The sequence below is a fragment of the Pseudomonas extremorientalis genome, assembly GCF_001870465.1.
GTDB classification, from domain to species: Bacteria; Pseudomonadota; Gammaproteobacteria; order Pseudomonadales; family Pseudomonadaceae; genus Aquipseudomonas; species Aquipseudomonas extremorientalis.
Genome location: NZ_MDGK01000015.1, coordinates 548,110 through 573,792, shown reverse-complemented (window position 1 = coordinate 573,792; position 25,683 = coordinate 548,110). Strand labels below are relative to the sequence as shown.

27 protein-coding genes and 1 tRNA gene are annotated in these 25,683 nt (G+C 61.4%); 13 read left to right on the top strand and 15 right to left on the bottom strand.

The window, feature by feature from the left end:
* Nucleotides 1-32 precede the first annotated feature (32 nt).
* The 6 genes from BFN10_RS06415 to BFN10_RS29410 all read right to left on the bottom strand — a co-directional run bounded on the left by BFN10_RS06415 (nucleotide 33) and on the right by BFN10_RS29410 (nucleotide 5,172).
* Nucleotides 33-1,355: an MFS transporter gene (locus tag BFN10_RS06415; RefSeq protein ID WP_071488955.1), complete on the bottom strand. Its 1,323-nt coding sequence runs from the start codon at nucleotides 1,353-1,355 to the stop codon at nucleotides 33-35.
* A 73-nt stretch (nucleotides 1,356-1,428) separates the two neighbouring features.
* Complete coding sequence (locus BFN10_RS06410; RefSeq protein WP_071488954.1) at nucleotides 1,429-2,307, bottom strand: SMP-30/gluconolactonase/LRE family protein; 879 nt, start codon at nucleotides 2,305-2,307, stop codon at nucleotides 1,429-1,431.
* Nucleotides 2,308-2,372: 65 nt separating this feature from the next.
* Nucleotides 2,373-3,305 carry a 3,5-dioxohexanoate:acetyl-CoA acetone transferase gene (gene kce / locus BFN10_RS06405; protein WP_071488953.1) on the bottom strand — a complete coding sequence of 311 codons (933 nt, stop codon included), beginning with the start codon at nucleotides 3,303-3,305 and terminating at the stop codon, nucleotides 2,373-2,375.
* Between the two features lie 67 nt (nucleotides 3,306-3,372).
* Nucleotides 3,373-4,161, bottom strand: coding sequence for an SDR family oxidoreductase (locus tag BFN10_RS06400; RefSeq protein ID WP_071488952.1), 789 nt, complete (start codon nucleotides 4,159-4,161; stop codon nucleotides 3,373-3,375).
* The gene (locus tag BFN10_RS06395; protein WP_058425125.1) at nucleotides 4,158-4,880 is read right to left on the bottom strand and encodes a GntR family transcriptional regulator; all 723 of its coding nucleotides are present in this window, start codon (nucleotides 4,878-4,880) and stop codon (nucleotides 4,158-4,160) included. Before BFN10_RS06395 ends, BFN10_RS06400 begins: the two co-directional genes overlap by 4 nt.
* Before the next feature lie 148 nt (nucleotides 4,881-5,028).
* On the bottom strand, nucleotides 5,029-5,172 hold the full coding sequence (locus BFN10_RS29410; RefSeq protein WP_165447906.1) for a hypothetical protein: 144 nt from the start codon (nucleotides 5,170-5,172) through the stop codon (nucleotides 5,029-5,031).
* A gap of 197 nt (nucleotides 5,173-5,369) precedes the next feature.
* Here BFN10_RS29410 and tcuC point away from each other — a divergent pair, with 197 nt between their 5' ends.
* Nucleotides 5,370-6,677 carry an MFS transporter gene (gene tcuC, locus BFN10_RS06390; protein WP_071488951.1) on the top strand — a complete coding sequence of 436 codons (1,308 nt, stop codon included), beginning with the start codon at nucleotides 5,370-5,372 and terminating at the stop codon, nucleotides 6,675-6,677.
* Nucleotides 6,674-7,432, top strand: coding sequence for a substrate-binding domain-containing protein (locus BFN10_RS06385; RefSeq protein WP_071488950.1), 759 nt, complete (start codon nucleotides 6,674-6,676; stop codon nucleotides 7,430-7,432). Before tcuC ends, BFN10_RS06385 begins: the two co-directional genes overlap by 4 nt.
* Here the strand turns inward: BFN10_RS06385 and BFN10_RS06380 are convergent.
* A complete protein-coding gene (locus BFN10_RS06380) occupies nucleotides 7,424-8,326 on the bottom strand; it encodes a LysR family transcriptional regulator (protein ID WP_071489105.1) in 903 nt (300 codons plus the stop codon). The genes BFN10_RS06385 and BFN10_RS06380 overlap by 9 nt on opposite strands.
* 246 nt (nucleotides 8,327-8,572) lie before the next feature.
* Here BFN10_RS06380 and BFN10_RS06375 point away from each other — a divergent pair, with 246 nt between their 5' ends.
* The 7 genes from BFN10_RS06375 (at nucleotide 8,573) to BFN10_RS06345 (ending at nucleotide 15,615) form a co-directional block, all read left to right on the top strand.
* Nucleotides 8,573-9,424: an STAS domain-containing protein gene (locus BFN10_RS06375; protein WP_071488949.1), complete on the top strand. Its 852-nt coding sequence runs from the start codon at nucleotides 8,573-8,575 to the stop codon at nucleotides 9,422-9,424.
* Between the two features lie 2 nt (nucleotides 9,425-9,426).
* On the top strand, nucleotides 9,427-9,789 hold the full coding sequence (locus BFN10_RS06370; RefSeq protein ID WP_017254285.1) for an STAS domain-containing protein: 363 nt from the start codon (nucleotides 9,427-9,429) through the stop codon (nucleotides 9,787-9,789).
* Nucleotides 9,786-10,190: an ATP-binding protein gene (locus BFN10_RS06365; RefSeq protein ID WP_071488948.1), complete on the top strand. Its 405-nt coding sequence runs from the start codon at nucleotides 9,786-9,788 to the stop codon at nucleotides 10,188-10,190. Before BFN10_RS06370 ends, BFN10_RS06365 begins: the two co-directional genes overlap by 4 nt.
* Nucleotides 10,181-11,188: an ATP-binding protein gene (locus BFN10_RS06360; protein ID WP_083351550.1), complete on the top strand. Its 1,008-nt coding sequence runs from the start codon at nucleotides 10,181-10,183 to the stop codon at nucleotides 11,186-11,188. The genes BFN10_RS06365 and BFN10_RS06360 overlap by 10 nt, the downstream gene beginning before the upstream one ends.
* Nucleotides 11,181-12,044 carry a sensor histidine kinase gene (locus tag BFN10_RS06355; RefSeq protein ID WP_071488947.1) on the top strand — a complete coding sequence of 288 codons (864 nt, stop codon included), beginning with the start codon at nucleotides 11,181-11,183 and terminating at the stop codon, nucleotides 12,042-12,044. The genes BFN10_RS06360 and BFN10_RS06355 overlap by 8 nt, the downstream gene beginning before the upstream one ends.
* Complete coding sequence (locus tag BFN10_RS06350; protein ID WP_071488946.1) at nucleotides 12,034-13,953, top strand: response regulator; 1,920 nt, start codon at nucleotides 12,034-12,036, stop codon at nucleotides 13,951-13,953. Before BFN10_RS06355 ends, BFN10_RS06350 begins: the two co-directional genes overlap by 11 nt.
* Nucleotides 13,954-14,388: 435 nt before the next feature.
* Nucleotides 14,389-15,615 carry an MFS transporter gene (locus BFN10_RS06345; protein WP_071488945.1) on the top strand — a complete coding sequence of 409 codons (1,227 nt, stop codon included), beginning with the start codon at nucleotides 14,389-14,391 and terminating at the stop codon, nucleotides 15,613-15,615.
* A gap of 424 nt (nucleotides 15,616-16,039) precedes the next feature.
* Here BFN10_RS06345 and BFN10_RS06335 read toward each other — a convergent pair.
* The 5 genes from BFN10_RS06335 to dapA form a co-directional block, all read right to left on the bottom strand.
* Nucleotides 16,040-16,129 (bottom strand) — tRNA-Ser (locus tag BFN10_RS06335).
* An 83-nt stretch (nucleotides 16,130-16,212) separates the two neighbouring features.
* Entirely contained in the window at nucleotides 16,213-16,926 is a 714-nt protein-coding gene (gene purC / locus BFN10_RS06330; protein ID WP_071488943.1) for a phosphoribosylaminoimidazolesuccinocarboxamide synthase, read from the bottom strand.
* A 27-nt stretch (nucleotides 16,927-16,953) separates the two neighbouring features.
* Nucleotides 16,954-17,712, bottom strand: a complete 759-nt coding sequence (locus BFN10_RS06325) for an MBL fold metallo-hydrolase (protein ID WP_012722776.1) — start codon at nucleotides 17,710-17,712, stop codon at nucleotides 16,954-16,956.
* Between the two features lie 4 nt (nucleotides 17,713-17,716).
* Nucleotides 17,717-18,832: an outer membrane protein assembly factor BamC gene (bamC, locus tag BFN10_RS06320; RefSeq protein WP_058425138.1), complete on the bottom strand. Its 1,116-nt coding sequence runs from the start codon at nucleotides 18,830-18,832 to the stop codon at nucleotides 17,717-17,719.
* Between the two features lie 17 nt (nucleotides 18,833-18,849).
* Nucleotides 18,850-19,728, bottom strand: a complete 879-nt coding sequence (gene dapA, locus BFN10_RS06315) for a 4-hydroxy-tetrahydrodipicolinate synthase (protein WP_071488942.1) — start codon at nucleotides 19,726-19,728, stop codon at nucleotides 18,850-18,852.
* Nucleotides 19,729-20,001: 273 nt separating this feature from the next.
* Between dapA and BFN10_RS06310 the strand changes: the two genes are divergently transcribed.
* Nucleotides 20,002-20,562: a glycine cleavage system transcriptional repressor gene (locus tag BFN10_RS06310; RefSeq protein WP_003172487.1), complete on the top strand. Its 561-nt coding sequence runs from the start codon at nucleotides 20,002-20,004 to the stop codon at nucleotides 20,560-20,562.
* 10 nt (nucleotides 20,563-20,572) lie between these two features.
* Nucleotides 20,573-21,046, top strand: a complete 474-nt coding sequence (locus BFN10_RS06305; protein ID WP_071488941.1) for a peroxiredoxin — start codon at nucleotides 20,573-20,575, stop codon at nucleotides 21,044-21,046.
* Nucleotides 21,047-21,086: 40 nt separating this feature from the next.
* On the opposite strand, the gene BFN10_RS06300 is transcribed toward BFN10_RS06305, so the two are convergent.
* A complete protein-coding gene (locus tag BFN10_RS06300) occupies nucleotides 21,087-22,157 on the bottom strand; it encodes an AI-2E family transporter (protein WP_071488940.1) in 1,071 nt (356 codons plus the stop codon).
* A gap of 30 nt (nucleotides 22,158-22,187) precedes the next feature.
* Nucleotides 22,188-22,427 carry a sulfurtransferase TusA family protein gene (locus BFN10_RS06295; protein ID WP_071488939.1) on the bottom strand — a complete coding sequence of 80 codons (240 nt, stop codon included), beginning with the start codon at nucleotides 22,425-22,427 and terminating at the stop codon, nucleotides 22,188-22,190.
* A gap of 94 nt (nucleotides 22,428-22,521) precedes the next feature.
* Here BFN10_RS06295 and BFN10_RS06290 point away from each other — a divergent pair, with 94 nt between their 5' ends.
* The gene (locus BFN10_RS06290; RefSeq protein ID WP_071488938.1) at nucleotides 22,522-23,955 is read left to right on the top strand and encodes a M48 family metalloprotease; all 1,434 of its coding nucleotides are present in this window, start codon (nucleotides 22,522-22,524) and stop codon (nucleotides 23,953-23,955) included.
* 65 nt (nucleotides 23,956-24,020) lie between these two features.
* Here the strand turns inward: BFN10_RS06290 and BFN10_RS06285 are convergent, their stop codons facing one another.
* Entirely contained in the window at nucleotides 24,021-25,457 is a 1,437-nt protein-coding gene (locus BFN10_RS06285) for a DegQ family serine endoprotease (RefSeq protein WP_071488937.1), read from the bottom strand.
* A gap of 25 nt (nucleotides 25,458-25,482) precedes the next feature.
* Here BFN10_RS06285 and BFN10_RS29170 point away from each other — a divergent pair, with 25 nt between their 5' ends.
* Nucleotides 25,483-25,662: a hypothetical protein gene (locus tag BFN10_RS29170; RefSeq protein WP_130898099.1), complete on the top strand. Its 180-nt coding sequence runs from the start codon at nucleotides 25,483-25,485 to the stop codon at nucleotides 25,660-25,662.
* The last annotated feature ends 21 nt before the right edge of the window (nucleotides 25,663-25,683 follow it).

Genomic DNA, 25,683 nt, shown 5'->3' with positions numbered 1-25,683 from the left:
CCAGGCGGGCTGGGGGGCGCATCGGTGTTGTTCTAGGAGTCGAGTTGCAGGGCCAACGCCTGGGGGCGATGGGAAAACAGTTGCAGCAGCGCGCCGCCGAGGGCACAGCCGGCCATCACGAAGAAACACACGGTGTAGCCGTGCAGCGTGGTCCAGCCGCCGCCCATGGCGATCAGGCTGCCCATCAGCACCGGCGCCACGCCGCCGCCGATAAACATCGCGGTGGTGATGATGCCGTTGGCGGTGGACGTCGCCGACGGCTCGGCCGAGTCGCAGGCCACCGCGTAGTAGATCGGCCACACCGCGTTGGCCACCAGGCCGAACAACAGTTGCACGACGATGATCAGGGTCAGGGTGTTGGCGAAGTAGAACGCGCCGACACTCGCCGCCATCCACACCCCGCAGATGATCAGGGTGGTGCGTCGGCCGATGATGTCCGACAGCGACGGCCACACCAGTTGCCCGAGAATGCCGGTGAGGGTGAACACCACGCTCATCCCCGCCGACTCGGCCAGTGACAGTCCGGCGATGTTGTAGAGGTAGGCCGGCAACACGATGTTGACGCCCATGTACACCACTTGGGTGAGCATCGTATTGCCCGCCGTGAGGGCGATATTGCGGTTGCGCAAGGTGGCGACGAAAGTGCGCCAGGCCTCGCCCTTCACCGAACTGGCCGGCGCGTTGTCCGGTGGCGTCATGCCCTTGGCGGCGATGTCGACGTACAACGCGGTGATGCGTTCGGCGGTGGAATAACGCGCCCAGAAAATCATCAGTGGCAACGCCACCACGAAGGCGAAGAAGAACACGTAGCGCCAGTTGTCCTCGCCAAACACGGTGATGACGAAACTGGCGACGATACCGCTGAGCATCGCACCAATCGGATAGCCCGTATGGTGCGCACCCAGGGCGAAGCCGCGTCGCTCCACCGGCCACCATTCGGCGGTGTTGCTCACCCCCACCGGCTCACCCCAGCCGGCGCCGAGGTTGACCCCGACGCGCAGGGCAATGAAGGTGGCAAGGTTGCCGCTCAGGGCCTTGAAGCCGGACAGAAACGAGATCGCCGTGTAGCCCAGCACCAGCGGCACCTGGAAACGTGCACGTTTCCAGCCGCCGCCGTAGCGGTCGCTCCACATGGAGCCGGGTATATCCAGCAACGCCAGGGCCAGCATGACCACCGTGGCCACGGTGCCCCATTGGTCGGCGGATAAATCGAAGTGCTTGGAGATGGTCGGCCCCAGGCGCAACACGATCTCACGGTCGTAGGCGTTGAGAATCCAGATCATCCAACAGACCAGCAGCGACACCCAGGAATGCCGGTGAATGCTGCGCAGCGACGCTTTTTTGATAGTTGCCATGGGCCTCTCCAGGCGCGCGAGGGCGCGCACTGACACAAGGTTGCGAAGGAATATGCCTTGTCACACACACGCGCTAGCTGGCGAACCGTCGCTCGGCTATTCCTTGCACGCCCAACCCGGTAATGGCGAACAGCGCTCCGCGCTGCTGGCCGTCCTCCGGAAAACGCGGCAGCGGCGGCTTGGCCATGGAAGTCACAAACAGGGTGTCCAGGTTCGGCCCGCCAAAGGTCAGGCTGGTGACCTTTTTCACCGGCATCGGGATGATGCGGTCGACGTGGCCGTCGGGAGTGTAACGCACCAGTTTTCCGGCATAGACCAAGGCTTGCCACAGGCAGCCCTCGGCATCCACCGTGCAGCCGTCGGCAGCGCCGCCGCCCGAGGTGTCGACCCTGGCGAAGGTGCGGCGGTTGCTCACATTGCCGGTGGCCAGGTCATAGTCGTAGGCCCAGATCTCGCCGGACCAGGTGTCGCAGAAATAGAAAGTGTCACCGGACGGGCTCCAGCACGGGCCGTTGGACACGATGATGCCTTCGTCCAGGCTGTGCAGGCTCAGGTCGGCGTCCAGGCGGTAAAGCCTGGCGCTGGCGTTGTCCTCCAAGGTGTCCATGGAGCCGAAGATGAAGCGGCCCTGACGGTCGACCTTGCCGTCGTTAAGGCGGTTATCCGGCAGGTGCGGTTCCGGGTCGATGACCAGGTTGAGCTCACCGCTGTTGAGGTCGAGGGTGTGTACGCCGTTTTGCAGGGCGACAATCGCCGACTCACCGTTATGGCGCAGGGCCATGGAGCCGATTTTCTGGCCGACCTCCCAGGCACGCAGTTCGCGGCCGTCGTCGGTGCAGCGCAGGATGCGGCCGTCGGCGCTGTCGATCCAATACAAGCGTTGTTGTTCGACGTCCCACACCGGGCCTTCGCCCAGGGTGGTCTTGACGTCGACGAGCACTTCGATACGCATGGTGTGATCCCCTTATTGTTGTTGTGCGGGATGCAGGCCGCGCCGTGACGCGGCAGTTGGTTGGGTTAGAAATTGACCTGATCGCGCCCCTTGAGCCCGAGGATTTCCCGCGCTTCATCCGGCGTGGCGACGCGATGGCCGAGCGCCTCGATCACCGTACGGATACGTCGCACCTGGTCGGCGTTGGACGCGGCCAATTTGCCCGGGCCGTCCCACAGCGAATCCTCCAGACCAACACGCGCATTGCTGCCCATGGACAGGCCCATGGTCGCCAGCGGAATCTGCCCACGCCCGGCGCCGAGGATCGACCACACATAGTCGTCGCCAAACAAGCGGTCGGCAGTACGCCGCATGTGCGCCAGGTCTTCGGGGTGCCCACCGATACCGCCACGCAAGCCGAACACTGACTGGATAAACAACGGCGGCTTGAGCAGGCCGCGTTCCAGGAAATGCGCGGCGGTGTACAGGTGGCCGATGTCGTAGCACTCGATCTCGAACCGCGTGCGGTTCTCGGCACAGGAATTGAGGATATGGGTGATGTCACGGAAGGTGTTGCGGAAGATCCGGTCGTCACTTTCTTCCAGGTACGGCCGCTCCCAGTCGTGCTTGAAGTCGGTGAAGCGGTTGAGCATTTCATACAGGCCGAAGTTCATCGAGCCCATGTTCAGCGAGGCCAGTTCCGGCTTGAACTGCATCACCGGTTGCAGGCGTTCTTCCACGCCCATGGTCGGCGCGCCGCCGGTGGTGATGTTGATTACCACGTCGCTGGCGGCCTTGATCTGCGGCAGGAATTCAGCGAACAACGCCGGGTCCTGGCTTGGGCGGCCATCGTTGGGATCGCGGGCATGCAGGTGGACAATCGCGGCGCCGGCTTCGGCGGCACCGATGGCGGCGTCGGCGATTTCCTGCGCAGTGATCGGCAAATGCGGCGACATCGACGGCGTATGAATCGCACCGGTAACGGCGCAGGTGATGATGACAGGACGATTTTTGGGCATGACGACTCTCCGACTTTTATTCTTATGAAAAAAATCCTGGGTGCAGCGCGCTATGTTCTTGCGTGGCTTACAGGTACTCGACGTTACCGTCGACGCTGATCGCCTGGCCGGTCACGTTGCGTGCGGCGGGCGAACAGAGGAACAACGCCATGGCGGCCACGTCTTCGGCGGTGACCATGCGTTTGAGGGAAATTTTGTTGAGGTATTCCTGGCGCATCTCGGCTTCGGGCACGCCGACCTGCTCGGCACGGGCACGGATCACGCCGTCCATGCGCGGGCCTTCGACAATGCCGGGCAGCAAGGCGTTGACGCGGATATCGCTCTCGCCCAGCTCCGAGGCCAGGGATTTCATCAGGCCGACAATCGCCCATTTGGTCGCCGCGTACGGCGTGCGCCACGCGTAGCCCAGGCGTCCCGCCACCGAGGCGATATGCAGCAGGTGGCCGTGGGACGACGCCTTGAGCATCGGCACCGCATGGTGGGCAAAGCGGTATTGCGCGGTGAGATTGATGTTGATGGTGGCCTGCCACTCGGCGTCGCTGATCGCATCGATGCCGCCGGTAGGCCCGGCGATCCCGGCGTTGTTGACCAGCACATCGAGACCGCCGAAGTGCTCGCGCTGCACCTTGAATACCGCCTCGATCTGCACGGCATCGCTGACGTCGGCGCGGGTGGCGACGGTGCCCGGGTACTTGTCGCGAAACGCGGCCAGGGCCGGCTCGCTGACGTCACACACATGCACCTGGGCACCGGCTTCCAGATACGCCGCCGCCAGCACTTCACCAATGCCGGCAGCCCCGCCGGAAATCAACACACGTAACCCAGGATAGGGCTGCAGCCGCTGTAAGACACTCATGCACGTTTACCTCCTGAAGCAGACGACCGCGAACGGTCGTTCTTGACGAGCAGGCGCGCCAGGGAATCGGCGGCCTGCATGATGTCATCGGTCACCGCTGCGCGTGCACCGGCGCCATCGCGGGCCGCCAGGGCTTCGACAATGCGCGTGTGCGCCTCCATCGAGCGTTGCAGGTGAGCTTTATCCGGGGCGACCAGCGCAAAGCACGGGCCCATGTGCAGCCAGAAGTTTTCCACGGCGGCCATGGTCAACTCGGCCTGGGCCACGGCGTAGATGCGCCGGTGAAACGCAAAGTTGGTCCACAGGTAGCGCGACACGTCGACTTCGTCGGCGGCGTGCTGCATTTGCTGGCAGAGGTCGGTGATTTCGTCGAGGTCGGCCTTTTGCAGGCGCAGCACGGCTTTTTCCGCCAGCAGCCCTTCGAGGGCGACACGTGCATCACGAATTTCACGCAGGCGTTCGACCGTCATCAAGCGCACCCGCAGACGAGAGGTCTCGGTGACTTCAAAGGCGTTTTCGGCACTGAGGCGTTGCAGGGCTTCGCGCACCGGCATCGGGCTGGAACCGAGGGCTTCGGCAAGGCCGCGGATGGTGAGTTTCTGGCCAGGCTGGAAACGGCCACTCATCAGCGCTTCGCGGATCTGGCGGTAGACCTGGTCTTGCAAGGTATCGCGGGACACCTGGCGCAGGGTGGGCAGGAGGAGCGGACCATCTGTCATGAGGCAAAACCTGTGTTGTCGTTCTTATGGCCTCAATATGTGATCACAAATCAAATATGTCAAATAGTTTCCTAGTTTTGAGAGTTGCACATACAACTGTGGGAGTGGGCTTGCCCACTCCCACAGTTGCAGCGCATTTAACCTGATATCAGGGTTTTAGCGGACGCTCCTGATCCCGCTCTGAAAGCTCGGTGCCATCATCGGGATGTTTCCAGGTCTGCGGTTTTTCTTCCTCCCGCCGCTGGGGCTGCTCACGTTCCGGCTCGTCCCGCCGTTTCTGTTGATCCGTCATTGCCACCTCCCATCCGTAAGAATTGGTCACATCTTCAGGATAGACAGCGAACGCATTTCCGACTGCATTACCGATTGATAGCCAATGAACATCAATCTATCCAAAATTGTCACTTAACATTTCTAAATGTGTCAGCCACTATTCCAGGTCTTAAGCGAAACAAGCACATTCAAAAAGAACGCTGGAGACATAAAACCATGACTAGCCCTACCCGGCCCGACTCTACCCGTTCGAAAGTGGGGGCGGTATTTCGCGTTACTTCGGGCAACTTCCTCGAACAGTTCGACTTTTTTCTGTTCGGTTTCTACGCCACCTACATCGCTGCCGCCTTCTTCCCTGCCGCTAATGAGTTTGCGTCATTAATGATGACCTTCGCCGTATTCGGCGCAGGGTTTCTGATGCGTCCTTTGGGCGCGGTCATCTTGGGTGCCTATATCGATGACGTCGGTCGCCGCAAAGGGCTGATCGTGACCTTGTCGATCATGGCCAGCGGCACCCTGCTGATCGTGCTGGTGCCCGGCTATCACACCATTGGCTTGTGGGCACCGCTGCTGGTGCTGCTCGGTCGTTTACTGCAAGGCTTCTCGGCCGGTGCGGAACTGGGCGGTGTGTCGGTGTACCTGTCCGAAATGGCCACGCCAGGCCGCAAAGGCTTCTACACCAGCTGGCAATCCGGCAGCCAGCAGATCTCCATCGTGGTCGCCGCCGCACTGGGTTATGGCCTGAACGTGTGGATGGAGCCGGCCGTGGTGGCCGATTGGGGCTGGCGCATTCCGTTCGCCCTCGGCTGTGTGATCATCCCGTTCATTTTCATCCTGCGCCGCAACCTGCAGGAAACCGAAGAGTTCGCCAACCGCAAACATCGCCCGACCATGCGTGAAGTGATGGCGACCCTGGTGAAAAACTGGACCGTGGTCATCGGCGGCATGCTGATGGTAGCCATGACCACTACCGCGTTCTACCTGATCACCGTGTATGCGCCGACTTTCGGCAAGACCGTGCTGCAATTGAGCACGTCCGATGCGCTGCTGGTGACCTTGCTGGTAGCCGTTTCGAACTTTGTCTGGCTGCCGATCGGCGGCACCTTGAGCGATCGTTTCGGTCGCAAGCCTGTGCTGATCGCGATGACCGTACTGACCGTTCTCACGGCTTACCCAGCGCTGTCCTACGTGGTGAACGCGCCAAGCTTCGCCCATATGCTGGAAACCCTGCTGTGGTTCTCCTTCCTCTATGGCATGTACAACGGCGCGATGATCCCGGCCCTCACCGAAATCATGCCGGTGGAAGTGCGCGTGGCGGGCTTCTCCCTGGCCTATAGCCTGGCCACCGCGATCTTCGGCGGTTTCACCCCGGCGATCTCCACCTGGTTCATCCACATCACGGAAGACAAGGCCTCGCCGGCCTACTGGATGATGTTCGCCGCAGCATGCGCGCTGTGCTCGACCCTCGCGCTGTATCGTCGTGCCAACGCCCGTGGGCAAGTGATGCAGGGGGCCGCACAATGAAGGCTTTGCTCAAGACCCTGACGGCCCTGGCCATGGGCGCACTGGCATTGTCGGCCCAGGCCGAGCAGTTGAAGGTAATGACATCGGGTGGCTTCACTGCCGCCTATAAACTGCTTGGCCCGCAATATGCCAAGCAAAGCGGCGATACCCTCGACACTATCCTCGGCCCGTCGATGGGCAAGGCGCCGGAAGCGATTCCCAACCGCCTGGCCCGAGGCGAACCCGCTGACGTGGTGATCATGGTCGGCTACGCCCTGGATGATTTGATCAAGCAGGGCAAGGTCGACCCGGCCTCCCGCGTGGAACTGGCAGACTCGCGCATCGGCCTGGTGGTAAAAGCCGGCGCCGTCAAACCGGCCATCGGCACCGATGCCGAATTGAAAGCCACCCTGAGCAAAGCCAAGTCGGTCGCCTATTCGGACAGCGCCAGCGGTGTATACGTCGAGAAAGAGTTGTTCAAGAAGCTCGGCATGCCCGCCAAAGGCACCATGATCGAACGCCAGCCGGTGGCCGAACAGGTGGCCAAGGGTGACTACGAAGTCGGCCTGCAACAGGTGGCGGAATTGTTGCCGGTGCCAGGTGTGACCTTCGTCGGCAAGATCCCGGAAGATGTGCAATCGGTGACGCGCTTTGCCGCCGGCATTCCAGTCAACGCGCAACACCCGGAGCAGGCCAAGGCGTTGTTGCAATTCCTGGCCTCACCCCAGGCGCAACCGGTGGTGCAATCCACCGGCCTGGACTCGGTGTCACGCTGAGCGAAACGGCATCTCCCGCAATAACCGCTCCAACTCCAGCGCCGCTGGCGGCAATGTCCGCCCGCGGCGTTTTATCAAGCCCACGTTGCGCATCACCTGCGGCTCCACCAGGGGCACGCTGACCAGGACCGTGTGCTCCAGGGCCGGCATCGCAATCGATGGCACCATCGCCACGCCCAATCCCGCCTCCACCAGGCCGATCATGGTAGTCACGTGGTGCGTCTCGCAGACACTCGGCTTTTTCACCCGTATGCCGCGCAAGGCCTGGTCAAGCAGGAGGCGGTTGCCGGAGGTCTTGTCCAGGGTGATGTAATCATGTTCGCAGGCTTCGGCCCAGCTCACGCTGTCGCGCTGGGCCAGCGGGTGATCGCGGCGACAGGCCAGCACGTAGCGCTCCTGCAACAACAGTTCGAATTCCACTTCCTCGGCCAGGCTGCCGCTGAAACTCAAGCCGAAATCCGCTTCGCCACTCTCCACCGCACTGCACACCTCGCCGGCACTGGTATCCAGCACCCGCAAGCGGATCTTCGGATACAGCTTGCGGAATTCGGAGATCACGTGGGGCATGAAGTAGTACGCGGTGGACGGCACGCAGGCGACAGTGACATTGCCCATGCGCGTGGACGCGACGTTGCTGATGCCCATCAGCGCCACGTCGAGGTCGTCAAGCATGCGTTCGACTTGTGGCAAAAACGTACGGCCAACCATGGTCAGGCTGACCCGCCGGGTGGTGCGTTCGAACAGCTTCACATCAAGGGCGGTTTCGAGCTTTTCGATGCGCCGGCTGAGGGCCGGTTGCGAGATGCGGATGGCCTCGGCGGCGCCACGGAAACTGCCCTTGTCTACCACGGCGCGGAAGGCCTGGAGGTCATTGAGGTCGAAGTTGATGATCACGGGAGGGCCAATGTGGTCGAAGTGGCGGGCATTATCGTACGCGAGTCGCAGCGTCGCCATATGTGGGTGACCGGCAGGCCGTTAAATGACCCGCTTCACTGGCTAAACAAAAGGCCCAAACTATAGTCCCCCAGGGCACTTTTTAAGGTGACGGTCCCCCTGAACGAATCCGCTTGAAACAATTCCAAACAGCTCAATTTAGTATAGATTGCGCGCACCGCATCAATGGCATTCAAGGAGGTTACCGTGGCAACTCTGCAAACGAACACAATCCAGGCCCTGCAAGCTAATCGCAGCACTCTCCTTGATCAATGGAAAGCCAGTCTCGAAGCCTCGGGGGCCACGCGCAATATCAAGCCTGACGACGTGCAAACACAGACCGCCGAGTTCCTGGCTCTGCTGACTGAAGCCCTGCAAAATGGCGGTTCGCAGCGCACCGATCATGAAAACTGGGCACAAACCCGCCAATTCCTGGAAAAGCTCTCCCACAGCCGCGCCCTCGCCGGCCAGGACTCCCAGCAGACTGCCAGCTTCATTTTTGCCCTCAAGGGCCCGCTGTTCACGCTGTTGCAGCGTGAATATGCCGACCAGCCGGCACAATTGGCCGAACAACTGCTGACAGTCTCCGAGCTGCTCGACGCCCTGGGCATGCACACCATCCGCACCTTCCAGAAATCCCGCGAGTCGGTGATCAAGCGCCAACAGGAAGAGTTGCTGGAGCTGTCCACGCCGGTGGTGAAGTTGTGGGAAGGCGTCCTGGCCCTGCCGATGATCGGCACCCTGGATTCGCAACGCACCCAGGTGGTGATGGAATCGCTGCTGCAACGCATCGTCGACACCGGCGCGGAAATCGCGATCATCGACATTACCGGCGTACCGACCGTCGACACCCTGGTCGCCCAGCACCTGCTCAAAACCGTCACGGCCATCCGCTTGATGGGTGCCGACTGCATCATCAGTGGCGTACGCCCGCAAATCGCGCAGACCATCGTGCACCTGGGTCTCGACCTGCAAGGCGTGGTCACCAAGGCCAACCTGGCCGATGCGCTGGCACTCTCCCTCAAACGCTTAGGCGTCACCGTCACCAAGGCCGTTTAAGCATGGAACGCATCCCTATTTTGCAGATGGGCGAGTTCCTGCTCGTGACCATCCAGGTGGACATGCACGACCAACTCGCGCTGACCCTGCAGGACGACCTGTCCGAACGCATCAGCCGTACCTCCGCCCGCGGTGTGCTGATCGATATCTCGGCGCTGGACATGGTCGACTCGTTCATCGGACGCATGATCGGCACGATCTCCGGCCTGTCGCGCATCATGGACGCGCAGACCGTCTTGGTAGGCATGCAGCCCGCCGTAGCCATTACGCTGGTGGAACTGGGCATGACCCTGCCTGGCGTGGCGACGGCGTTGAATGTCGAGCGCGGCATGAAACTGCTGCGCGACCGGGTAGAACACTCATGACCCAAGCCAGCAATGGCACCCACCCGGTGCTGATCGAACAGGACGTCGTGCTGGCTCGACAACTCGTACGCAAACTGGCCCAGGACTGCGGCATGCGCCTGATCGACCTGACCAAGCTGGTCACGGCGGTCAGCGAGTTGGCGCGCAACACAGTGGTCTATGGCAAGGGTGGCTACATGGACTGGGCGGTGGTCGAAAAAGACCACCGCCCCGGCCTGCGCCTGACCTTTCGCGATGAAGGCCCGGGCATTCCCGACCTGAAACTGGCAATGACCGACGGCTGGACCTCCGGCAGCGGCCTGGGCCTGGGGCTCACCGGGGCCAAGCGCCTGGTGGATGAATTTGAACTGGAGACCGCGCCAGGCCAGGGCACCCGCGTGACGATCACCCGATGGGCCTGAACATTCCCAGTGCCTTGACCCATGTGCTGCTGATTGAAGACACCAGCCAGGTCGGCCACGCCCGCCGCACGGCGCAGCAACTCGCCGAGCAGTTGGGCTTCGACGACACCGATGCCGGGCGCGTAGCCCTGGTGGCCACCGAACTGGCCAGCAATGTCCTCAAGCATGCCGAACATGGCCAACTGCACCTGCGCACCACCGGTAATGGTGGCCTCGAACTGGTCGCCATCGACCGTGGCCAAGGCTTCGACCTGAACAGCTGCCTGGTGGACGGTTACTCTACCGGGGGCACCCAAGGCATTGGTCTGGGTGCGATTTCGCGCCTGGCCCAGGTATTCGATGCCTACGCCAATCCACGCGGAACGGCGATTCTGGCCAGGCTGTATCCACGCGGCTCAGTGGCAAAGGACATTCGCTACGGGGTCAGCCAGCACTCACTGCATGATGATCCGCATTGCGGCGATGCCTGGCACCTGGCAATCGAAGCCGGTGGTTTCAGTGTGATGGTGGCCGATGGACTGGGCCATGGCGAATATGCCGAGCAAGCCGCCCGGGCAGGTGAAGGGGTATTCGCCCAGAATGCCTTCCTGGATTCGACGGTGCTGATGAACGACCTGCACATTGCCATGAACGGCACCCGCGGTGGCGCCCTCGCCGTGGCCCAATACGATGCCGAGGCCGATAACCTGAGGTTTACCGGCGTGGGCAATATTGGCGCCAGCCTGATCGGGCCGGAAAAATCCCGTGGCCTGGCCTCCCATCCAGGGATCGTCGGCGTGCAGTTTCGCAAGGCACATGCCTTCGACTACGCTCAAGTGGGCGGCCAGTTGCTGATCCTCTACAGCGACGGCCTGCAGTCACGCTGGAACCTGTCGGACTACCCCGGGCTCGTCCACCGCCACCCTGCCCTGATCGCCGCCGTCCTGCACCGTGACTTCTGTCGCGGCCGGGATGACGTCACGGTCTTCGTGATTGCCCTGGAGGCCATTGATGGCTGACACCCCTGCCGCGCTCGCCGCTGAAATCCAACGCCTTCGCCTGGAGGCGGACGCCCTGCGTTCCGAGCTGGACGAAACCAACCAGGGCGTGCTGGCGCTGTATGCCGAACTGGACACCCAGGCCGACCAACTGCGCCAGGCGTCGGACCTCAAGAGCCGCTTCCTGTCCTACATGAGCCATGAGTTCCGCACGCCGCTGGGCTCGATCCTGAGCATCACCAGCCTGCTGGCCGATGAGCTGGATGGCCCGTTGAGCGAGGAACAGCACACCCAGGTCGGCTTCATTCGCAACTCGGCCCGCGAACTGCGCGAGATGGTCGATGACCTGTTGGACCTGGCGAAGATCGAGGCCGGACGTATCAGCATTTCCCCGGCCTGGTTCGATATGTTCGACCTGTTCTCGGCGTTGCGCGGCATGTTCCGGCCGATTGTCGATGCGTCCTCGGTGGACCTGATCTTCGAAGAGCCCTCCGGCTTGCCCAAGCTCTACACCGATGACAAGAAACTGGCGCAGATCCTGCGCAACTTTATCTCCAACGCGCTGAAGTTCACCGCGCAGGGCGAAGTGCGGGTGTCGGCGCGCATGGAGAATGAACACGAGATACGCTTTGCGGTGCAGGACACCGGCCTGGGTATACCGGGTGAATTGCACAGCAATCTGTTCGAAGACTTTTCCCAGATCGATTCGCCGTTGCAAAAGCGCCTGCGCGGCACCGGCCTGGGCCTGTCCTTGTGCAAGCGTTTCGCCGAACTGCTCGGTGGCCGGGTGGGCGTGGAAAGCACACCCGGTGTGGGCTCGCTGTTTTTTGTGGTCATTCCCTTTTCCATCGCCAGCGAGACCGTCGATGAAACGTGACATACAACTGCTGATCGTCGACGACAACGCTGCCACGCGCTATGCCCTGCGCCGACGCCTGGAGCGCCATCATTACCTGGTACTGGAAGCCGGCACGGGCCAGGAAGGGCTCGACCTGATCGCGAGGGGCAAGATCGACGCACTGATCCTGGACGTCAACCTGCCGGACATGAGCGGCTTCGACATCGTGCGTGGTTTGCGTGCCAACCCGGCCACAGCCTTGCTGCCGGTGGTGCACGTTTCGGCGGCGTCCATCGAGACCGGCGACATCATCACCGGCCTGGACGCAGGCGCCGATGCCTACCTGATCCACCCGGTAGACCCCGAGGTGCTCCTGGCGACCCTGCGCACCTTGCTGCGGGTACGCGACACCGAATACGCACTGCGCGAAAGCGAGGCGCGCTTCCGGGAAATCTTCTTCAATATCAGCGCACCGATTGCGGTGATGGACGCGCAGTTGAAGGTTCACGAGTGCAACCACGCCTTCGCCCAACTGATCCACGACAACCTCAACCCGGACGCCCTGCTCGAATGCTTCGCCAGCGATCAATACAGCGTCATCCAGGAGCTGTGCCTGCGCCTCGCGGCGGGTGAACGCTGGAAGGGCACGCTGCAGATGAAGGTCGATGGGCAACTGCGCGAAACCGAATGGCAGATTTCGCCCTATGACCGCGCCGAGCTGAGCCTGGTGTTTGTCGAGGACGTAACCGAACACCGCCATCGTGAACGCCACCAACAGGCCGAGCTGGCCAACGCCGCCACCCAGTTGGCACGTACGGAAGCGCAACTGCTCCAGGCCCAGAAAATGGATGCCCTGGGCAAGCTCACCGGCGGTATCGCCCACGACTTCAACAACCTGCTGACGGGCATCATCACCAGCCTTGAACTGATCAAGAAGCGCATCGAAAGCCAGCGCACCGACAAGGTACTCGGTTATGCCGACGCGGCGCTCAGTTCAGCCCTGAGCGCCGCCGGCCTGACCAACCGTCTGCTCGCCTTCGCCCGCCAGCAGCCGCTGGACACCCGGCCGACCGATATCAACGCACATATCCGCTCGCTGGAAGAGTTGCTGGTGCGCACCATCGGCGAACACATTGCCTTGAAACTGGAGCTGACCACCAACCCCGCCGTGGCGATGGTGGACCCGATCCAACTGGAAAGTGCGGTACTGAACCTGGTGATCAACGCGCGGGATGCACTGCCCCAGGGCGGGATTATCTGGGTGACGACTTACCCGTCGTACTCCAACGGCAACCTCAAGCTGGAAGATGGCCCGTACGTTGCACTGTCGGTACGGGACAACGGTGTGGGCATCGAGCACAGCGTGATCGACAAGGTGTTCGACCCCTTCTTCACCACCAAACCCGTCGGCCAGGGCACCGGCCTGGGTCTGTCGACCATCTATGGCTTTGCCCGCCAGTCCGGCGGTGATGCGCAGATCCGCAGCGTGACCCGCCAGGGCACCGAGGTGACCCTCATGCTCCCCGCCGCCGACGGCCCCGCCACCTTTGCCACCAAAACCGTGGCGGTGCCGGGCAACAGCATGGGCGAACACATACTGATTGTTGAAGACATGCCCTCGGTCCGCAGTTTTGTCGCCGAGGTACTGACGGATGCCGGCTACCGCTGCAGCCTGGCGGCCGATGGTGACGAAGCCATCGTCATCCTGAAAGCCAATGCGGGCATCGACCTGCTGCTGACGGATGTCGGCTTGCCGTACATGACTGGCCGGGAGCTGGCCGACCACGCGCGAGCCCTGAACCCCAACCTGCCGATCCTGTTCATGACCGGCTACGCCGAGAATGCGGCCAACCGCCAGAACTTCCTGGGCGAACGCATGCACCTGATCACCAAGCCCTTTCACATCGATGAGTTGCTGGAAAAGATCAGACAGGGCGTAGGGGAGTAGGGCTAGGCGCCGATAGACCGGGACACCTACAGGGCGGGGACCTGTCTGCTGGCGGAAGGCGGCAGGGATCGGGTGTTGGAACACGAAGGGCAAACCGTGACCTACGAGCTGAGAAGAAGAAGCGACGGTGTGCTGGAGGCATTCAACATTCGCGTTGAGGAAGAACCCAGTACGCATTAGTGCAGCCTACGGCGTGCCATGAACCGCGTTCGCGGCACGCCTTTCACTCTTTCCTCCCCCGTACGACCAACGCCCCACCTGCGCACGGACTGCTGCCTCGTCATGCAGTGCGTGCCAGAGCGTCGCATCGATAGCACTGATGATTACTATCGAAACGAGCGCCTGCCCGATTTTCAACACTAATTCCTATAATCGCCTCCAGATCCCCTCCCCCTCGCCTGACTGCAGGCGTCGTTCACCCTGGAACCCAACACCATGCCAAGTGCCAGCCAGGCCCCCAGCGGCCTCCCCGAACATAATCAACAGAGCGTCAAACAGCAGTGGCTGGCGATTCTCTCGGTCGCCGTCGGTGCCTTCGCCCTGGTCACCAGTGAGTTTCTCCCGGTGGGCGTGCTCAACGACGTCGCTGCCGACCTCGGCATCAGTGCCGGCCACGCCGGCCTGATGGTGACCCTGCCCGGCATCATGGCCGCCCTCGCCGCCCCATTGCTGTCGGTGATCATTGGCGCCATGGACCGCCGCTACCTGCTGATCGGCCTGACGCTGATCATGATCATCGCCAACATGGTCGTGGCGTTCGCCAGTGACTTCAGCCTGCTGCTGTTCGGCCGCGTCTTGCTGGGCATCAGTATCGGCGGTTTCTGGGCGACGGCCATCGCCCTCAGCGGCCGCCTGGCACCCAAGGGTGTGGACGTCGCCAAGGCGACCTCGATCATCATGATGGGCGTGACCCTGGCCACCGTACTGGGCGTGCCCGTCGGCACTTGGCTCAGTGGCCTGATGGGCTGGCGCATGACGTTCCTGGTCACCGCGCTGGTGGGCATACCGGTGCTGTTGGCGCAGGTCCTCCTGCTGCCCCGGCTGGACCCGGAGAAAGCCATTCTCGTTCGTGACCTGCCCGCCTTGTTCATCAACCCACGGGCTCGGGTCGGGTTGATCGCGGTATTGCTGATCGGCCTGGCGCACTTTGCTGCGTACACCTATGTCGCACCGTTCTTTAAATACAGCTCCGGTTTCGACGGCCCAACGATTGGTTCACTGTTGCTGCTCTTTGGCGTGGCTGGGGTATTCGGTAATATTTTTGCCGGTTTTGCTGCCAACCGCAGCGTACGCCACACCTTGATGCTGGTTGCACTGATGATCGGCACCAGCACCGCCCTTTTCCCTTACTTCGCCACCGGCATGACCGGCGCAGCGATGCTGATCGGCCTGTGGGGCTTTGCCTTCGGCGCCTTCCCGGCCTGTGCAAGTATCTGGATGTTCGTGGTCGCGCCCAAGGATGTCGAACGCGGCATGCCGCTGTTCGTCGCCTTGTTTCAAGTGATCATTGCCCTGGGTTCGTTCTTTGGCGGGCGGATCGTCGACCAGATGGGCAGCTCGGTGTTGTTGAGCCTGGCCACGGCCCTGGTCGGCGTCGGTTTTATGACTGTGCTGGTGCTGGGGCGGAATGTAAGCAATAGCCTGGCGGCCCAACCCGCCTGAGCGAAGAGTGCCCACCCAAAAAGCTTGCTGAGCCTTAAGCCCAGCAGGCTTTTTTATTTTCAAAGTGTCGCAACGCCCGTCACAGCGATGGAAAAGCCTGGTAATGAGAATTCGCACAATGAATCTTGTGCCCCCAGGCCCCTGGGCTAGCCTGAAAAAGTCGCTGCCGTGGCGACAGACTGCCAAGGAGGTTATATGCCAGCTAGGTATCGTGATGCGGTCACAGGGGAGTACGTGACAGAGGCTGAGGCAAAGAAGAGGCCTAGGGAGACGGTGAAGGAGACGGATAAAAAGCCGCCGTCAAAGCCCAAGGGTAAGAAGTAGGGTCAAGCTTGAAGGCTTGCTGGCCACAGAGAAGGAACGATTACATTCCAAAACGAAAAAACCCCGTAGCTTATTCGGCTACGGGGCTTTTTCTATGTAATGGCGGAGAGATAGGGATTCGAACCCTAGGTACCGGTGAAGGTACAACGGATTTCGAATCCGTCCCATTCGGCCACTCTGGCATCTCTCCAACGGCGCGCATCATAACAGCATGATTCGTGGATGCAAAGCGCCGAAGCGATTTTTTTCCGTGCTATCAGATGCTTGCGTCGATTAAAGCGGTACGCCGAGACGATTGGCGACTTCTTCGTAGGCTTCGATCACGTCACCGAGGCCCTGGCGGAAGCGGTCTTTGTCCATCTTCTTTTTGGTGTCCTTGTCCCACAGGCGGCAGCCGTCCGGACTGAATTCGTCGCCCAGGACGATGGAGCCGTCGTGGAACACGCCGAACTCGAGCTTGAAGTCCACCAGCAGCAGGCCGGCGTCGTCGAACAGCTTTCTCAGCACGTCGTTGACCTTGAGGGACAGCTCCTTCATGCGCGCCAGTTGCTCAGCGGTACCCCAGCCGAATGCCACGACGTGGGATTCGTTGATGAACGGGTCGCCCTTGGCGTCGTCCTTCAGGAACAGTTCGAAAGTGTACGGATTGAGCTTGAGGCCCTCTTCCACGCCCAGGCGCTTGACCAGGCTGCCGGCGGCGTAGTTACGCACGACGCATTCAACCGGGATCATGTCGAGCTTCTTGACCAGGCACTCGTTGTCGCCCAGCAGTTTGTCGAATTGGGTCGGGATGCCGGCCGCTTCGAGCTTCTGCATGATGAAGGCGTTGAACTTGTTGTTCACCATGCCTTTGCGATCAAGTTGTTCGATGCGTTTGCCGTCGAACGCCGAGGTGTCGTTGCGAAACAGCAGGATCAGGCGGTTGGCGTCGTCGGTCTTGTACACCGACTTGGCTTTGCCGCGGTAGAGTTCTTCACGTTTTTCCATGATGGGCTCCGCTTGCTAAATGGTGGGCTAGGCGATGTGTCGCCAGTCGAGCCCTGAATCTTGATCGGCCAGTTGCAGCCAGTCCGGGTCGCACCCGAGGGTGTCGACAAAACATTGCCGGGCCAGCTGCGGCAGGTTGTTCTTGCTGCTCAGGTGGGCCAGGACCAGGTGTTGCAAGTCTTGCCAGCCCAACTCATACACCAGGTACGCCGCCTGGTGGTTGTTCAAATGTCCCAGTTCGCCGCCCACCCGCTGCTTGAGGAAGTAGGGGTAATGACCACGGGCCAGCAGGTCTCGGCAATGGTTGGACTCGATCATCAAGGCATCGAGGTTCCGGTAGCCGTCCAGCACCTTGGCGCAGTAGGAGCCCAGGTCGGTCAGTACGCCGAAGCGCCGCTCACCGTCACTGAAGACATACTGCGTCGGCTCCTGGGCATCATGCGCCACGGCAATCACATCGATGCTCAAGGCGCCGATTTGCAACTGCTCGCCACCGGCCAGGAAACCTGCGGGTTCAATGGGTTTGCGCATCCCGCGCAAGGTGCCGCGACTGAGGTACACCGGGAGATTGTAGCGCCGAGACAGCAAACCCACGCCATGCACGTGGTCGGCATGTTCGTGGGTTACCAGAATCGCGCTCAGCTGCGCGGGGTGAACCCCCAGGCGCAGCAGGCGCCGCTCGGTTTCTTTTAACGAGAAACCACAATCCACCAGCACATACGTGTCGTCATGTGCGACCAGCGTGCCGTTCCCTTGGCTACCGCTGCCGAGAACGGCAAAACGCATCGGATCAGCCCAGGTTGTCCTGAATCACGCCCAACACTTTGCGCGCTGTTTCAGCTGGCGCAACGGTATTGATGTTCTTCTCGACGGTGACCTGCACGCTGTCGCCCACCTTGCTCAAACGAACCTGGTAACGCTCGGCGCGGGTCTCGATCTCTTCCTTGGTCGGCTTGCTGCCGAACAGTTTGCCGAAGAAACCAGGCTCGTCGTCTTTACGCTCGGCCTTTTCCGCCACGTTGATGTAGTACAGGCCCAGGCTGCGGTTGATGTCTTCAACGCGCCAAGGGCCCTGCTCCAACGCGCGGCCAACACTGGCCCAGGCACGGTCGAGGTCTTCACCCAGGTTCAGCACCACGTTGCCGCTGCCGTCTTCGGTGAGGCTGACGCGGCTCGGGGTGTCGTAATCACGGGCGGCGAGCAGGGAAACCGAACCACCCTTCTCGGAGATACGGCTCATGCTGGCCAGCATCTCGTCGACCAGCGCCGAGTCGACGCCGGTGTTAACCGAGCGGTTGGTGAAGTCAACGTTGGCGGTGCTGCCGGCCGGGCGCTCGGCGCTGACCACGTAGACTTCACTGGTATTGCGCTGTACGCCTGGTTCGATGCGCACACGCACGCGGGCTTCGCTGTCAGCGGCTACGCCACCGGCCTGCAAGCGCTTGGCCATGGTGGCGGACAGCTCGCTGCCCTGCTGCCATGCGGTGGTGAACTCACCGGTCTGCGGGCGCTGCTCGTCCAGGCGGAAACCGTTGTCCTGGAAGAACTGCACGGCCACCGGCCAGACTTCGGCAGGTGGGCGTTGTGCCACGATCCAGCGCGAGTCGCCGCTCTTCTGCAGACTGTAGTCGCTGGCATCCGCCACCGCCGAGATCGGCTGTGGACGCGGCACCACGTACTCACCCTTGGTGGTGTCGTCGGCGACGTTGCGCGGGATCGGCAGCAACGGGTCAAGGCGCTTGGCGACGTTGACGCCCGGCGGCAATTCCATCGGTTTGGTGGGTTGTGCTTCCAGGTAATCGCTGCCGCGGTCACGGAAGTAGCCTTCCGGGCCCCAGATCCAACCGCAGCCACTGGTGCTGGAGATAATCAAGGCAAGTGCGGAAAGTCCGGCCAATCGCTTCATGCGTAGTGCTTCCTCAATTAAACCAGGACGCCGGACTGGCGCAGGGCCTGTCGCAGCGGTTCGTGACAGGCTTCGCTGAGACGGGTGAGCGGCAGACGGATACCGTCCGGCATCATGCCCATTTCAGTCAGTGCCCATTTCACGGGAATAGGGTTGGATTCGATAAACAGTGTCTTGTTGAGCGGCATCAGCTTCTCGTGGATCGCGCGGGCGGTCACGGCGTCGCCTGCAATGGCGGCGGCACACATTTCGCTCATGGCACGGGGGGCCACGTTGGCGGTCACGGAGATGTTGCCCTTGCCGCCCAGCAGGATCAGCTCGACAGCGGTGGCGTCGTCACCGGAATACACCAGGAAATCGCTGCTCACGCCGGCCAGGATGTCCTTGGCGCGCTGCAGGTCACCGGTGGCTTCCTTGATACCGATGATGTTCGGCACGGTGGACAGGCGGATCACGGTCTCGGCCTTCATGTCGCACGCGGTACGACCCGGTACGTTATAGAGGATCTGCGGGATGTCGACCGCTTCGGCAATGGTGCGGAAATGCTGGTACAGGCCTTCCTGGGTCGGCTTGTTGTAGTACGGGGTCACCAGCAGGCAGGCGTCGGCGCCGGCCTTCTTGGCGTTTTTGGTCAGCTCGATGGCTTCACGCGTCGAGTTGGCGCCCGTACCGGCGATCACGGCAATACGGCCGGCAACACGCTTGACCACGAATTCGATGACCTGGATATGTTCTTCCACGTCGAGGGTGGCCGATTCACCGGTGGTGCCGACCGCCACGATGGCATTGGTGCCTTCTTGCAGGTGGAAGTCCACCAGTTTGCCCAGGCTGTCCCAGTCGAGATGACCTTGTGCATCCATGGGTGTGACCAGTGCCACCATACTGCCCGCAATCATGCAACCGCTCCTGCCGGAAAAAGAGAGCCGTAATGGTACTGGCGCCAAGATGCTTGCACAAGCGAAGTACCGCCTGAGGATGCGTTCTGGCGCAACTAAACGACGGGCAATGCCATCATTGGGCGAAAGCATGCCCTGAAGCACGCTGAAATCGGACCGATCACGCAATGAAAACGCCACCTCCTATCCCTTGGCGACGGTTTTCGCTACCCTTCATCCTTTGATCGATACAGCCCACACGGTATCGACCGCTCATCGTTTTAGGAAGGCTGCATGTCCACCCCCACAGTTCGCGAACAATTCCTTGTTATCAGTGCCCTCGGCGCCAACCCCATGGAGCTGACCAACGTCCTGTGCCGCGCCAGCCATGAAAACCGCTGCGCCGTCGTGACCTCCCGCCTGACCCGCCACGGCGAGTGCAGCGCGCTGGTCCTGCAGATCTCCGGCACCTGGGATGCCCTGGCGCGCCTGGAGACCGGCCTGCCAGGCCTGGCCAAGAAGCATGACTTCACCGTCAACGTGGTGCGCAGCGCAGCCCTGGAGAATCGTCCCCAGGCCCTGCCGTATGTGGCTTACGTCAGCTCCGCCTACCGCTCGGACATCGTCAATGAGCTGTGCCAGTTCTTCATCGACCACAACGTTGAGCTGGAAAACCTGACCTGCGACACCTACCAGGCCCCGCAAACCGGCGGCACCATGCTGAACGCCACGTTTACCGTGACCCTGCCGGCCGGCGTGCAGATCAGCTGGTTGCGCGACCAGTTCCTGGATTTCGCCGATGCCTTGAACCTCGATGCCTTGATCGAGCCATGGCGCCCACAGAACCCAATGTAAGGAAGTTTTCATGGCGGTAGTCATCGACAAACCCGTAGCCGATTTCGAAGCCCAGGCCACCAGTGGCCAGACCTTCAGCCTCGCCGCCCTCAAGGGCAGGCAAGTGGTGATCTACTTCTACCCGAAGGACAGCACGCCGGGCTGCACCACCGAAGGCCAGGGCTTTCGTGATCAGTACGCAGCGTTCAAGGCGGCCAACACCGAGGTGTTTGGTGTGTCGCGTGACAGCGTGAAGTCCCACGAGAACTTCAAGGGCAAGCAGGAGTTTCCCTTCGAGCTGATCAGTGACAAGGATGAAGCGGTTTGCCAGCTGTTTGATGTGATCAAGTTGAAGAAGCTGTACGGCAAGGAATACCTCGGCGTGGATCGCAGCACCTTCCTGATCGACAAGGATGGCGTGCTGCGCCAGGAATGGCGTGGTGTGAAGGTGCCGGGGCATGTGGATGCCGTGCTGGCGGCGGCGCAGGCCTTGAACAAAGCCTGAGACGCAGCAGACTGTTGTATGAGCGGGCTTGTCCCGCTCACTACAGAAGCGGCGCCACGACAGGCTCCTGCCGCGGCCACGCGTCCAGCACCGCCTTGAACAGCGTTGCCAGCGGGATCGCAAAAAACACGCCCCAGAATCCCCATAACCCACCGAACAACAGCACCGCGCAGATGATCGCCACCGGGTGCAGGTTGACTGCCTCTGAGAACAACAGCGGCACCAGCACATTGCCATCCAGGGTCTGGATGATCCCGTAAACCGCCATCAGGTAGATGAACTGGTCGCTCCAGCCCCACTGGAACAAGGCGATCAAGGTCACTGGCACCGTCACCACCACGGCGCCAACGTAGGGCACCACCACCGAAACCCCCACCAGCAAGGCCAACAAGGCTGCGTAGTTCAGGTCCAGGGCGATGAAGGCGATGTAGGTCACGCCCCCGCAGATAATGATCTCGATGACCTTGCCGCGAATGTAGTTGGCGATCTGCCGGTTCATTTCCTCCGCCACCCGGGTGATCAGCGCGCGCTCGCGCGGCAGGTAGCCTCGCACCCAGCGACCGATCATGGCGCGGTCCTTGAGGAAGAAGAACACCAGGATCGGCACCAGCACCAGGTAGATCATGATGTTGACCAGCAGCGGCAGGCTGGACAGGGAAAAGGTCAGCGCCCATTGCCCGAACTTTCCGATCTCGCCGCGCGCCACTTCGATGGCTTGCAGCACCTGTTCGTCCGACACCAAATGCGGGTAGCGCTCCGGCAACAACAGCAACAGCGACTGCCACTTGGCGAGCATGCCGGGCAGTTCATTGAACAGGGTGATCAACTGATGCCATAGCAACGGCAATACCACCACGATAAACAGCACCAACAAGCTCATGAACAAGGCGAACACCAGCCCTACCGCCGCCCCACCCGGCAGGTGCAGGCGCTCCAGCGTAGTGACCAGGCCCTGCATCAGGTAAGCCAGCACCATCCCCGCCAATACCGGCGCCAGCATGCCGCCCAAGGTGAGTACGGCCGTAAAGGCCAGAAACAGCAGGACCGCCAGCACCACCGCCTCCTCATCGGAGAAGTAGCGCTGGATCCAGTCTCGTAACACTTTGAACATCAATCAACCTCGGGTGATAGGGCAAACGATTCAGGCCTTGCGCAACCAGTAACGGTACACACCGGCGGCGTCTTCTTCATGCAACAGCGTGTGGCCGGCCAGCTTGGCAAACGTACGGAAATCACGCTGGGAGCCGGCGTCCGTAGCGATCACCTTGAGCACTGCGCCACTGCTCAGACGGTTGAGTTCCAGCTTGGCCTTGAGCAAAGGCAGCGGGCAATTGAGGCCGCTGGCATCGAGTTCGGCATCAAAGGCTACAGCGTAGGTCATGGTTTACTCCGGGCAAGCGTTGAGAGTGCTTAGAATATCTGGTCCGAAGCTCAGTGTCCGGCTACAGTAAGCTCTTTGTCGAAAGGCTCTGTGCATGACTTTTTTGCGCCCCACCCTGCTGACGCTGGCTTGCCTGCTGGCCTCCCCAGGCTTCGCCGACGACCTGCCGTCACTTGGCGACGCCAGTTCTGCCATTGTCTCGCCGCAACAGGAATACCAACTGGGCCGCGCGTGGCTGGCCTACCTGCGGGGCCAGGTCTCGCAACTCAACGACCCGCAGCTCAAGGACTACGTCGAAACCAGCGTGTACAAGCTGGTGGAGACCAGCCAGGTCAATGACCGGCGGCTGGAATTCATCCTGATCAACAGCCCGCAACTGAACGCTTTTGCCGCACCGGGTGGCATCGTCGGGGTCAACGGCGGCCTGTTCCTCAACGCCCAGACCGAAGGGGAATATGCCTCGGTACTGGCTCACGAACTGGCGCATTTGTCCCAACGCCACTTCGCCCGTGGCGTTGAAGCGCAACAGCGCATGCAGATTCCGATGATGGCCGCCCTGCTCGGCGGCATCATTGCTGCTGCGGCGGGTGCAGGCGATGCAGGTATTGCCGCGATTGCCGGCACCCAGGCTGCGGCGATCCAGGAACAACGTCGGTTCTCTCGCCAGAACGAACAAGAGGCAGACCGTATCGGCATCCTCAACCTGGAAAAAGCCGGATATGACCCGCGCTCCATGCCGACCATGTTCGAACGCCTGATGCGCCAGTACCGCTTCGACGCCAAACCGCCGGAGTTCCTGTTGACGCACCCGGTCACCGAATCGCGGATCGCCGACACCCGCAACCGCGCCGAGCAATCCAAGCCTGGCGGCAAGGAAGACAGCCTGCGTTATCAGCTCATCCGCGCGCGGGTGCAATTGCAATACGAAGACACCCCTGGCCTCGCCGCCAAGCGCTTCCAGGCGCAGCTGGACGAAAATCCGAAGAACGATGTGGCGCGCTACGGCTTGGCTATCGCCCAGATCAAAGGCTCCCAATTCAAGCAGGCTCGGGAAAACCTCGCGCCGCTGCTGGCCAAGGCGCCCAACGACATCACCTACAATCTGGCGCAGATCCAGCTGGACATCGACAACAGCCGCCTGCCGGATGCCCAGCAACGCACGGATCGGATGCTCACCCAGTACCCAGGCAACTATCCGTTGAATCAGGTGCGCGTGGACCTGCTGCTCAAGCAGAACCGCACGGCGGATGCAGAAAAGGCACTGGACGGTTTGCTCAAGTCTCGCCCGGATGACCCGGACGTGTGGTACCAGGTCGCTGAGACACGCGGTTTGTCGGGCAACATCATCGGTTTGCATCAGGCTCGCGCCGAGTACTTTGCGCTGGTGGGTGATTTCCAGCAGGCCATCCAGCAATTGGATTTTGCCAAGCGTCGCGCCGGCAGCAACTTCCCGCTGTCGTCGCGCATCGATGCACGCCAGCGTGAGTTGATCGAACAGGAACGCCTGGTCAAAGGGATGATGAGCTAAACCGATCAGGCACAAAAAAGCCCCGCCCTCGTTAAACGAAGGCGGGGCTTTTTGTTATTACCGACTTACTCAGCCAGTTTGAAGGTAATGAAGCTGGCGCGGCCCTGACGCAACACACGCATCGACACCGAGCGGTTCTTTGGCAACGCCTTGGCGATGTCGGTGAACTGCTTGGTGGTCTCGATCGCCTGGTTGTTCAGGTGGGTGATGACGTCACCCGGCTGTAGGCCGATCAGAGACGCCGGGCCATCCTGCACTTCCTTGATCACAACACCGCTCTTGAGGTCAAAGCTCTTTTTCTGCTCAGCGGTCAGCTCGGCCACGGCGATGCCCAGGCGGTTGCTGCTGCGCTCGGCGCCCGGCTTGGTATTGCCCAGGGCATCCAGGGTGGCGCCTTCTTCAGGGATTGCGCCCACGGTCAGCTCAACAGTCTGGCGCTTGCCTTCGCGGATCACTTCCAGCTTGGCTTTGCTGCCCGCCTTGAGCGCACCTACGAGGTGCGGCAGGTCGGCCGACATGACGATTGGCTGGCCGTTCATGCTCAGGATCACGTCGCCAACTTGCAGGCCGCCTTTGGCAGCCGGGCCGTCGTCCTGGATCTGTGCAACCAGTGCACCGGCCGGCTTGTCGAGGCCGAAGGACTCAGCCAGGTCTTTATTCACTTCCTGGATCACTACACCCAACCAACCGCGGCTGACCTTGCCACCGCTTTTCAACTGGTTGGAAACGTCCATGGCCACGTCGATCGGGATCGCGAACGACACCCCCATGAAGCCACCGGAACGGGTGTAGATCTGCGAGTTGATGCCGACCACTTCGCCCGCCAGGTTGAACAGCGGACCACCAGAGTTACCCGGGTTGATCGGCACGTCGGTCTGGATGAACGGTACGTAGTTTTCGTTCGGCAGGCTGCGGCCGATGGCGCTGACGATGCCTTGGGTCACGGTATGGTCAAAACCAAACGGCGAACCGATGGCGACCACCCACTGGCCGGCTTTCAGGTCTTGGGATTTGCCCAGCTTGAGCACAGGCAGGTCCTTGCCGTCGATCTTCAGCAAGGCCACGTCGGAACGTGGGTCGGTACCGACGAGCTTGGCTTTCAGCTCACTGCGATCGGCCAGGCGCACGAGAATCTCGTCAGCGTCGGCAATCACGTGGTTGTTGGTAAGGATGTAGCCGTCCGGCGAAATGATGAAACCCGAGCCCAGGGACTGGGCCTCGCGCTGACCACCGCCACCACGGGGTGCGCGCTGTTGCGGCATGCCGCGCTCGAAGAACTCGCGCAGCATCGGCGGCAGGCCTTCCAGGTCCGGCATCTGCTGGTTGGAGACTTTGCGATCCGGCAGTTTCTGCGTGGTACTGATGTTCACCACGGCAGGTGAGGCTTGCTCGACCAATTGGGTGAAGTCAGGCAGCTCGACTGCTTGCGCAGGCAGGGCCTGACCCAGCACCAACACCGTGGCGACTATGGATAGGTAAGACTTCAAACGTGGTATCGACATACAGCTCCCGTTACGACGAGCAGGGTTGAGCGACAGGGTTCAAGAAACGCCGGAAACCGCGACCGACATCTTTGTTCCGCGAACAAAACAAGGCCAGAGCCGACAAGCCCTGACCTATAAAAAACATGGGGGATTTTTGCAAGTGAAAATGCTGATCCAGACATTTCATGCTCTCGGCAGCCAACCTGGCATGGGAATACAGTGAAACGTCAGGATGAACATAGGA

Excerpts from the sequence above, each read along its gene's own strand:
- BFN10_RS06415 (WP_071488955.1), bottom strand. The coding sequence starts at position 1,355 with ATGGCAACTATCAAAAAAGCGTCGCTGCGCAGCATTCACCGGCATTCC.
- BFN10_RS06410 (WP_071488954.1), bottom strand. The coding sequence starts at position 2,307 with ATGCGTATCGAAGTGCTCGTCGACGTCAAGACCACCCTGGGCGAAGGC.
- kce (WP_071488953.1), bottom strand. The coding sequence starts at position 3,305 with ATGCCCAAAAATCGTCCTGTCATCATCACCTGCGCCGTTACCGGTGCG.
- BFN10_RS06400 (WP_071488952.1), bottom strand. The coding sequence starts at position 4,161 with ATGAGTGTCTTACAGCGGCTGCAGCCCTATCCTGGGTTACGTGTGTTG.
- BFN10_RS06395 (WP_058425125.1), bottom strand. The coding sequence starts at position 4,880 with ATGACAGATGGTCCGCTCCTCCTGCCCACCCTGCGCCAGGTGTCCCGC.
- BFN10_RS29410 (WP_165447906.1), bottom strand. The coding sequence starts at position 5,172 with ATGACGGATCAACAGAAACGGCGGGACGAGCCGGAACGTGAGCAGCCC.
- tcuC (WP_071488951.1), top strand. The coding sequence starts at position 5,370 with ATGACTAGCCCTACCCGGCCCGACTCTACCCGTTCGAAAGTGGGGGCG.
- BFN10_RS06385 (WP_071488950.1), top strand. The coding sequence starts at position 6,674 with ATGAAGGCTTTGCTCAAGACCCTGACGGCCCTGGCCATGGGCGCACTG.
- BFN10_RS06370 (WP_017254285.1), top strand. The coding sequence starts at position 9,427 with ATGGAACGCATCCCTATTTTGCAGATGGGCGAGTTCCTGCTCGTGACC.
- BFN10_RS06365 (WP_071488948.1), top strand. The coding sequence starts at position 9,786 with ATGACCCAAGCCAGCAATGGCACCCACCCGGTGCTGATCGAACAGGAC.
- BFN10_RS06360 (WP_083351550.1), top strand. The coding sequence starts at position 10,181 with ATGGGCCTGAACATTCCCAGTGCCTTGACCCATGTGCTGCTGATTGAA.
- BFN10_RS06355 (WP_071488947.1), top strand. The coding sequence starts at position 11,181 with ATGGCTGACACCCCTGCCGCGCTCGCCGCTGAAATCCAACGCCTTCGC.
- BFN10_RS06350 (WP_071488946.1), top strand. The coding sequence starts at position 12,034 with ATGAAACGTGACATACAACTGCTGATCGTCGACGACAACGCTGCCACG.
- BFN10_RS06345 (WP_071488945.1), top strand. The coding sequence starts at position 14,389 with ATGCCAAGTGCCAGCCAGGCCCCCAGCGGCCTCCCCGAACATAATCAA.
- purC (WP_071488943.1), bottom strand. The coding sequence starts at position 16,926 with ATGGAAAAACGTGAAGAACTCTACCGCGGCAAAGCCAAGTCGGTGTAC.
- BFN10_RS06325 (WP_012722776.1), bottom strand. The coding sequence starts at position 17,712 with ATGCGTTTTGCCGTTCTCGGCAGCGGTAGCCAAGGGAACGGCACGCTG.
- bamC (WP_058425138.1), bottom strand. The coding sequence starts at position 18,832 with ATGAAGCGATTGGCCGGACTTTCCGCACTTGCCTTGATTATCTCCAGC.
- dapA (WP_071488942.1), bottom strand. The coding sequence starts at position 19,728 with ATGATTGCGGGCAGTATGGTGGCACTGGTCACACCCATGGATGCACAA.
- BFN10_RS06310 (WP_003172487.1), top strand. The coding sequence starts at position 20,002 with ATGTCCACCCCCACAGTTCGCGAACAATTCCTTGTTATCAGTGCCCTC.
- BFN10_RS06305 (WP_071488941.1), top strand. The coding sequence starts at position 20,573 with ATGGCGGTAGTCATCGACAAACCCGTAGCCGATTTCGAAGCCCAGGCC.
- BFN10_RS06300 (WP_071488940.1), bottom strand. The coding sequence starts at position 22,157 with ATGTTCAAAGTGTTACGAGACTGGATCCAGCGCTACTTCTCCGATGAG.
- BFN10_RS06295 (WP_071488939.1), bottom strand. The coding sequence starts at position 22,427 with ATGACCTACGCTGTAGCCTTTGATGCCGAACTCGATGCCAGCGGCCTC.
- BFN10_RS06290 (WP_071488938.1), top strand. The coding sequence starts at position 22,522 with ATGACTTTTTTGCGCCCCACCCTGCTGACGCTGGCTTGCCTGCTGGCC.
- BFN10_RS06285 (WP_071488937.1), bottom strand. The coding sequence starts at position 25,457 with ATGTCGATACCACGTTTGAAGTCTTACCTATCCATAGTCGCCACGGTG.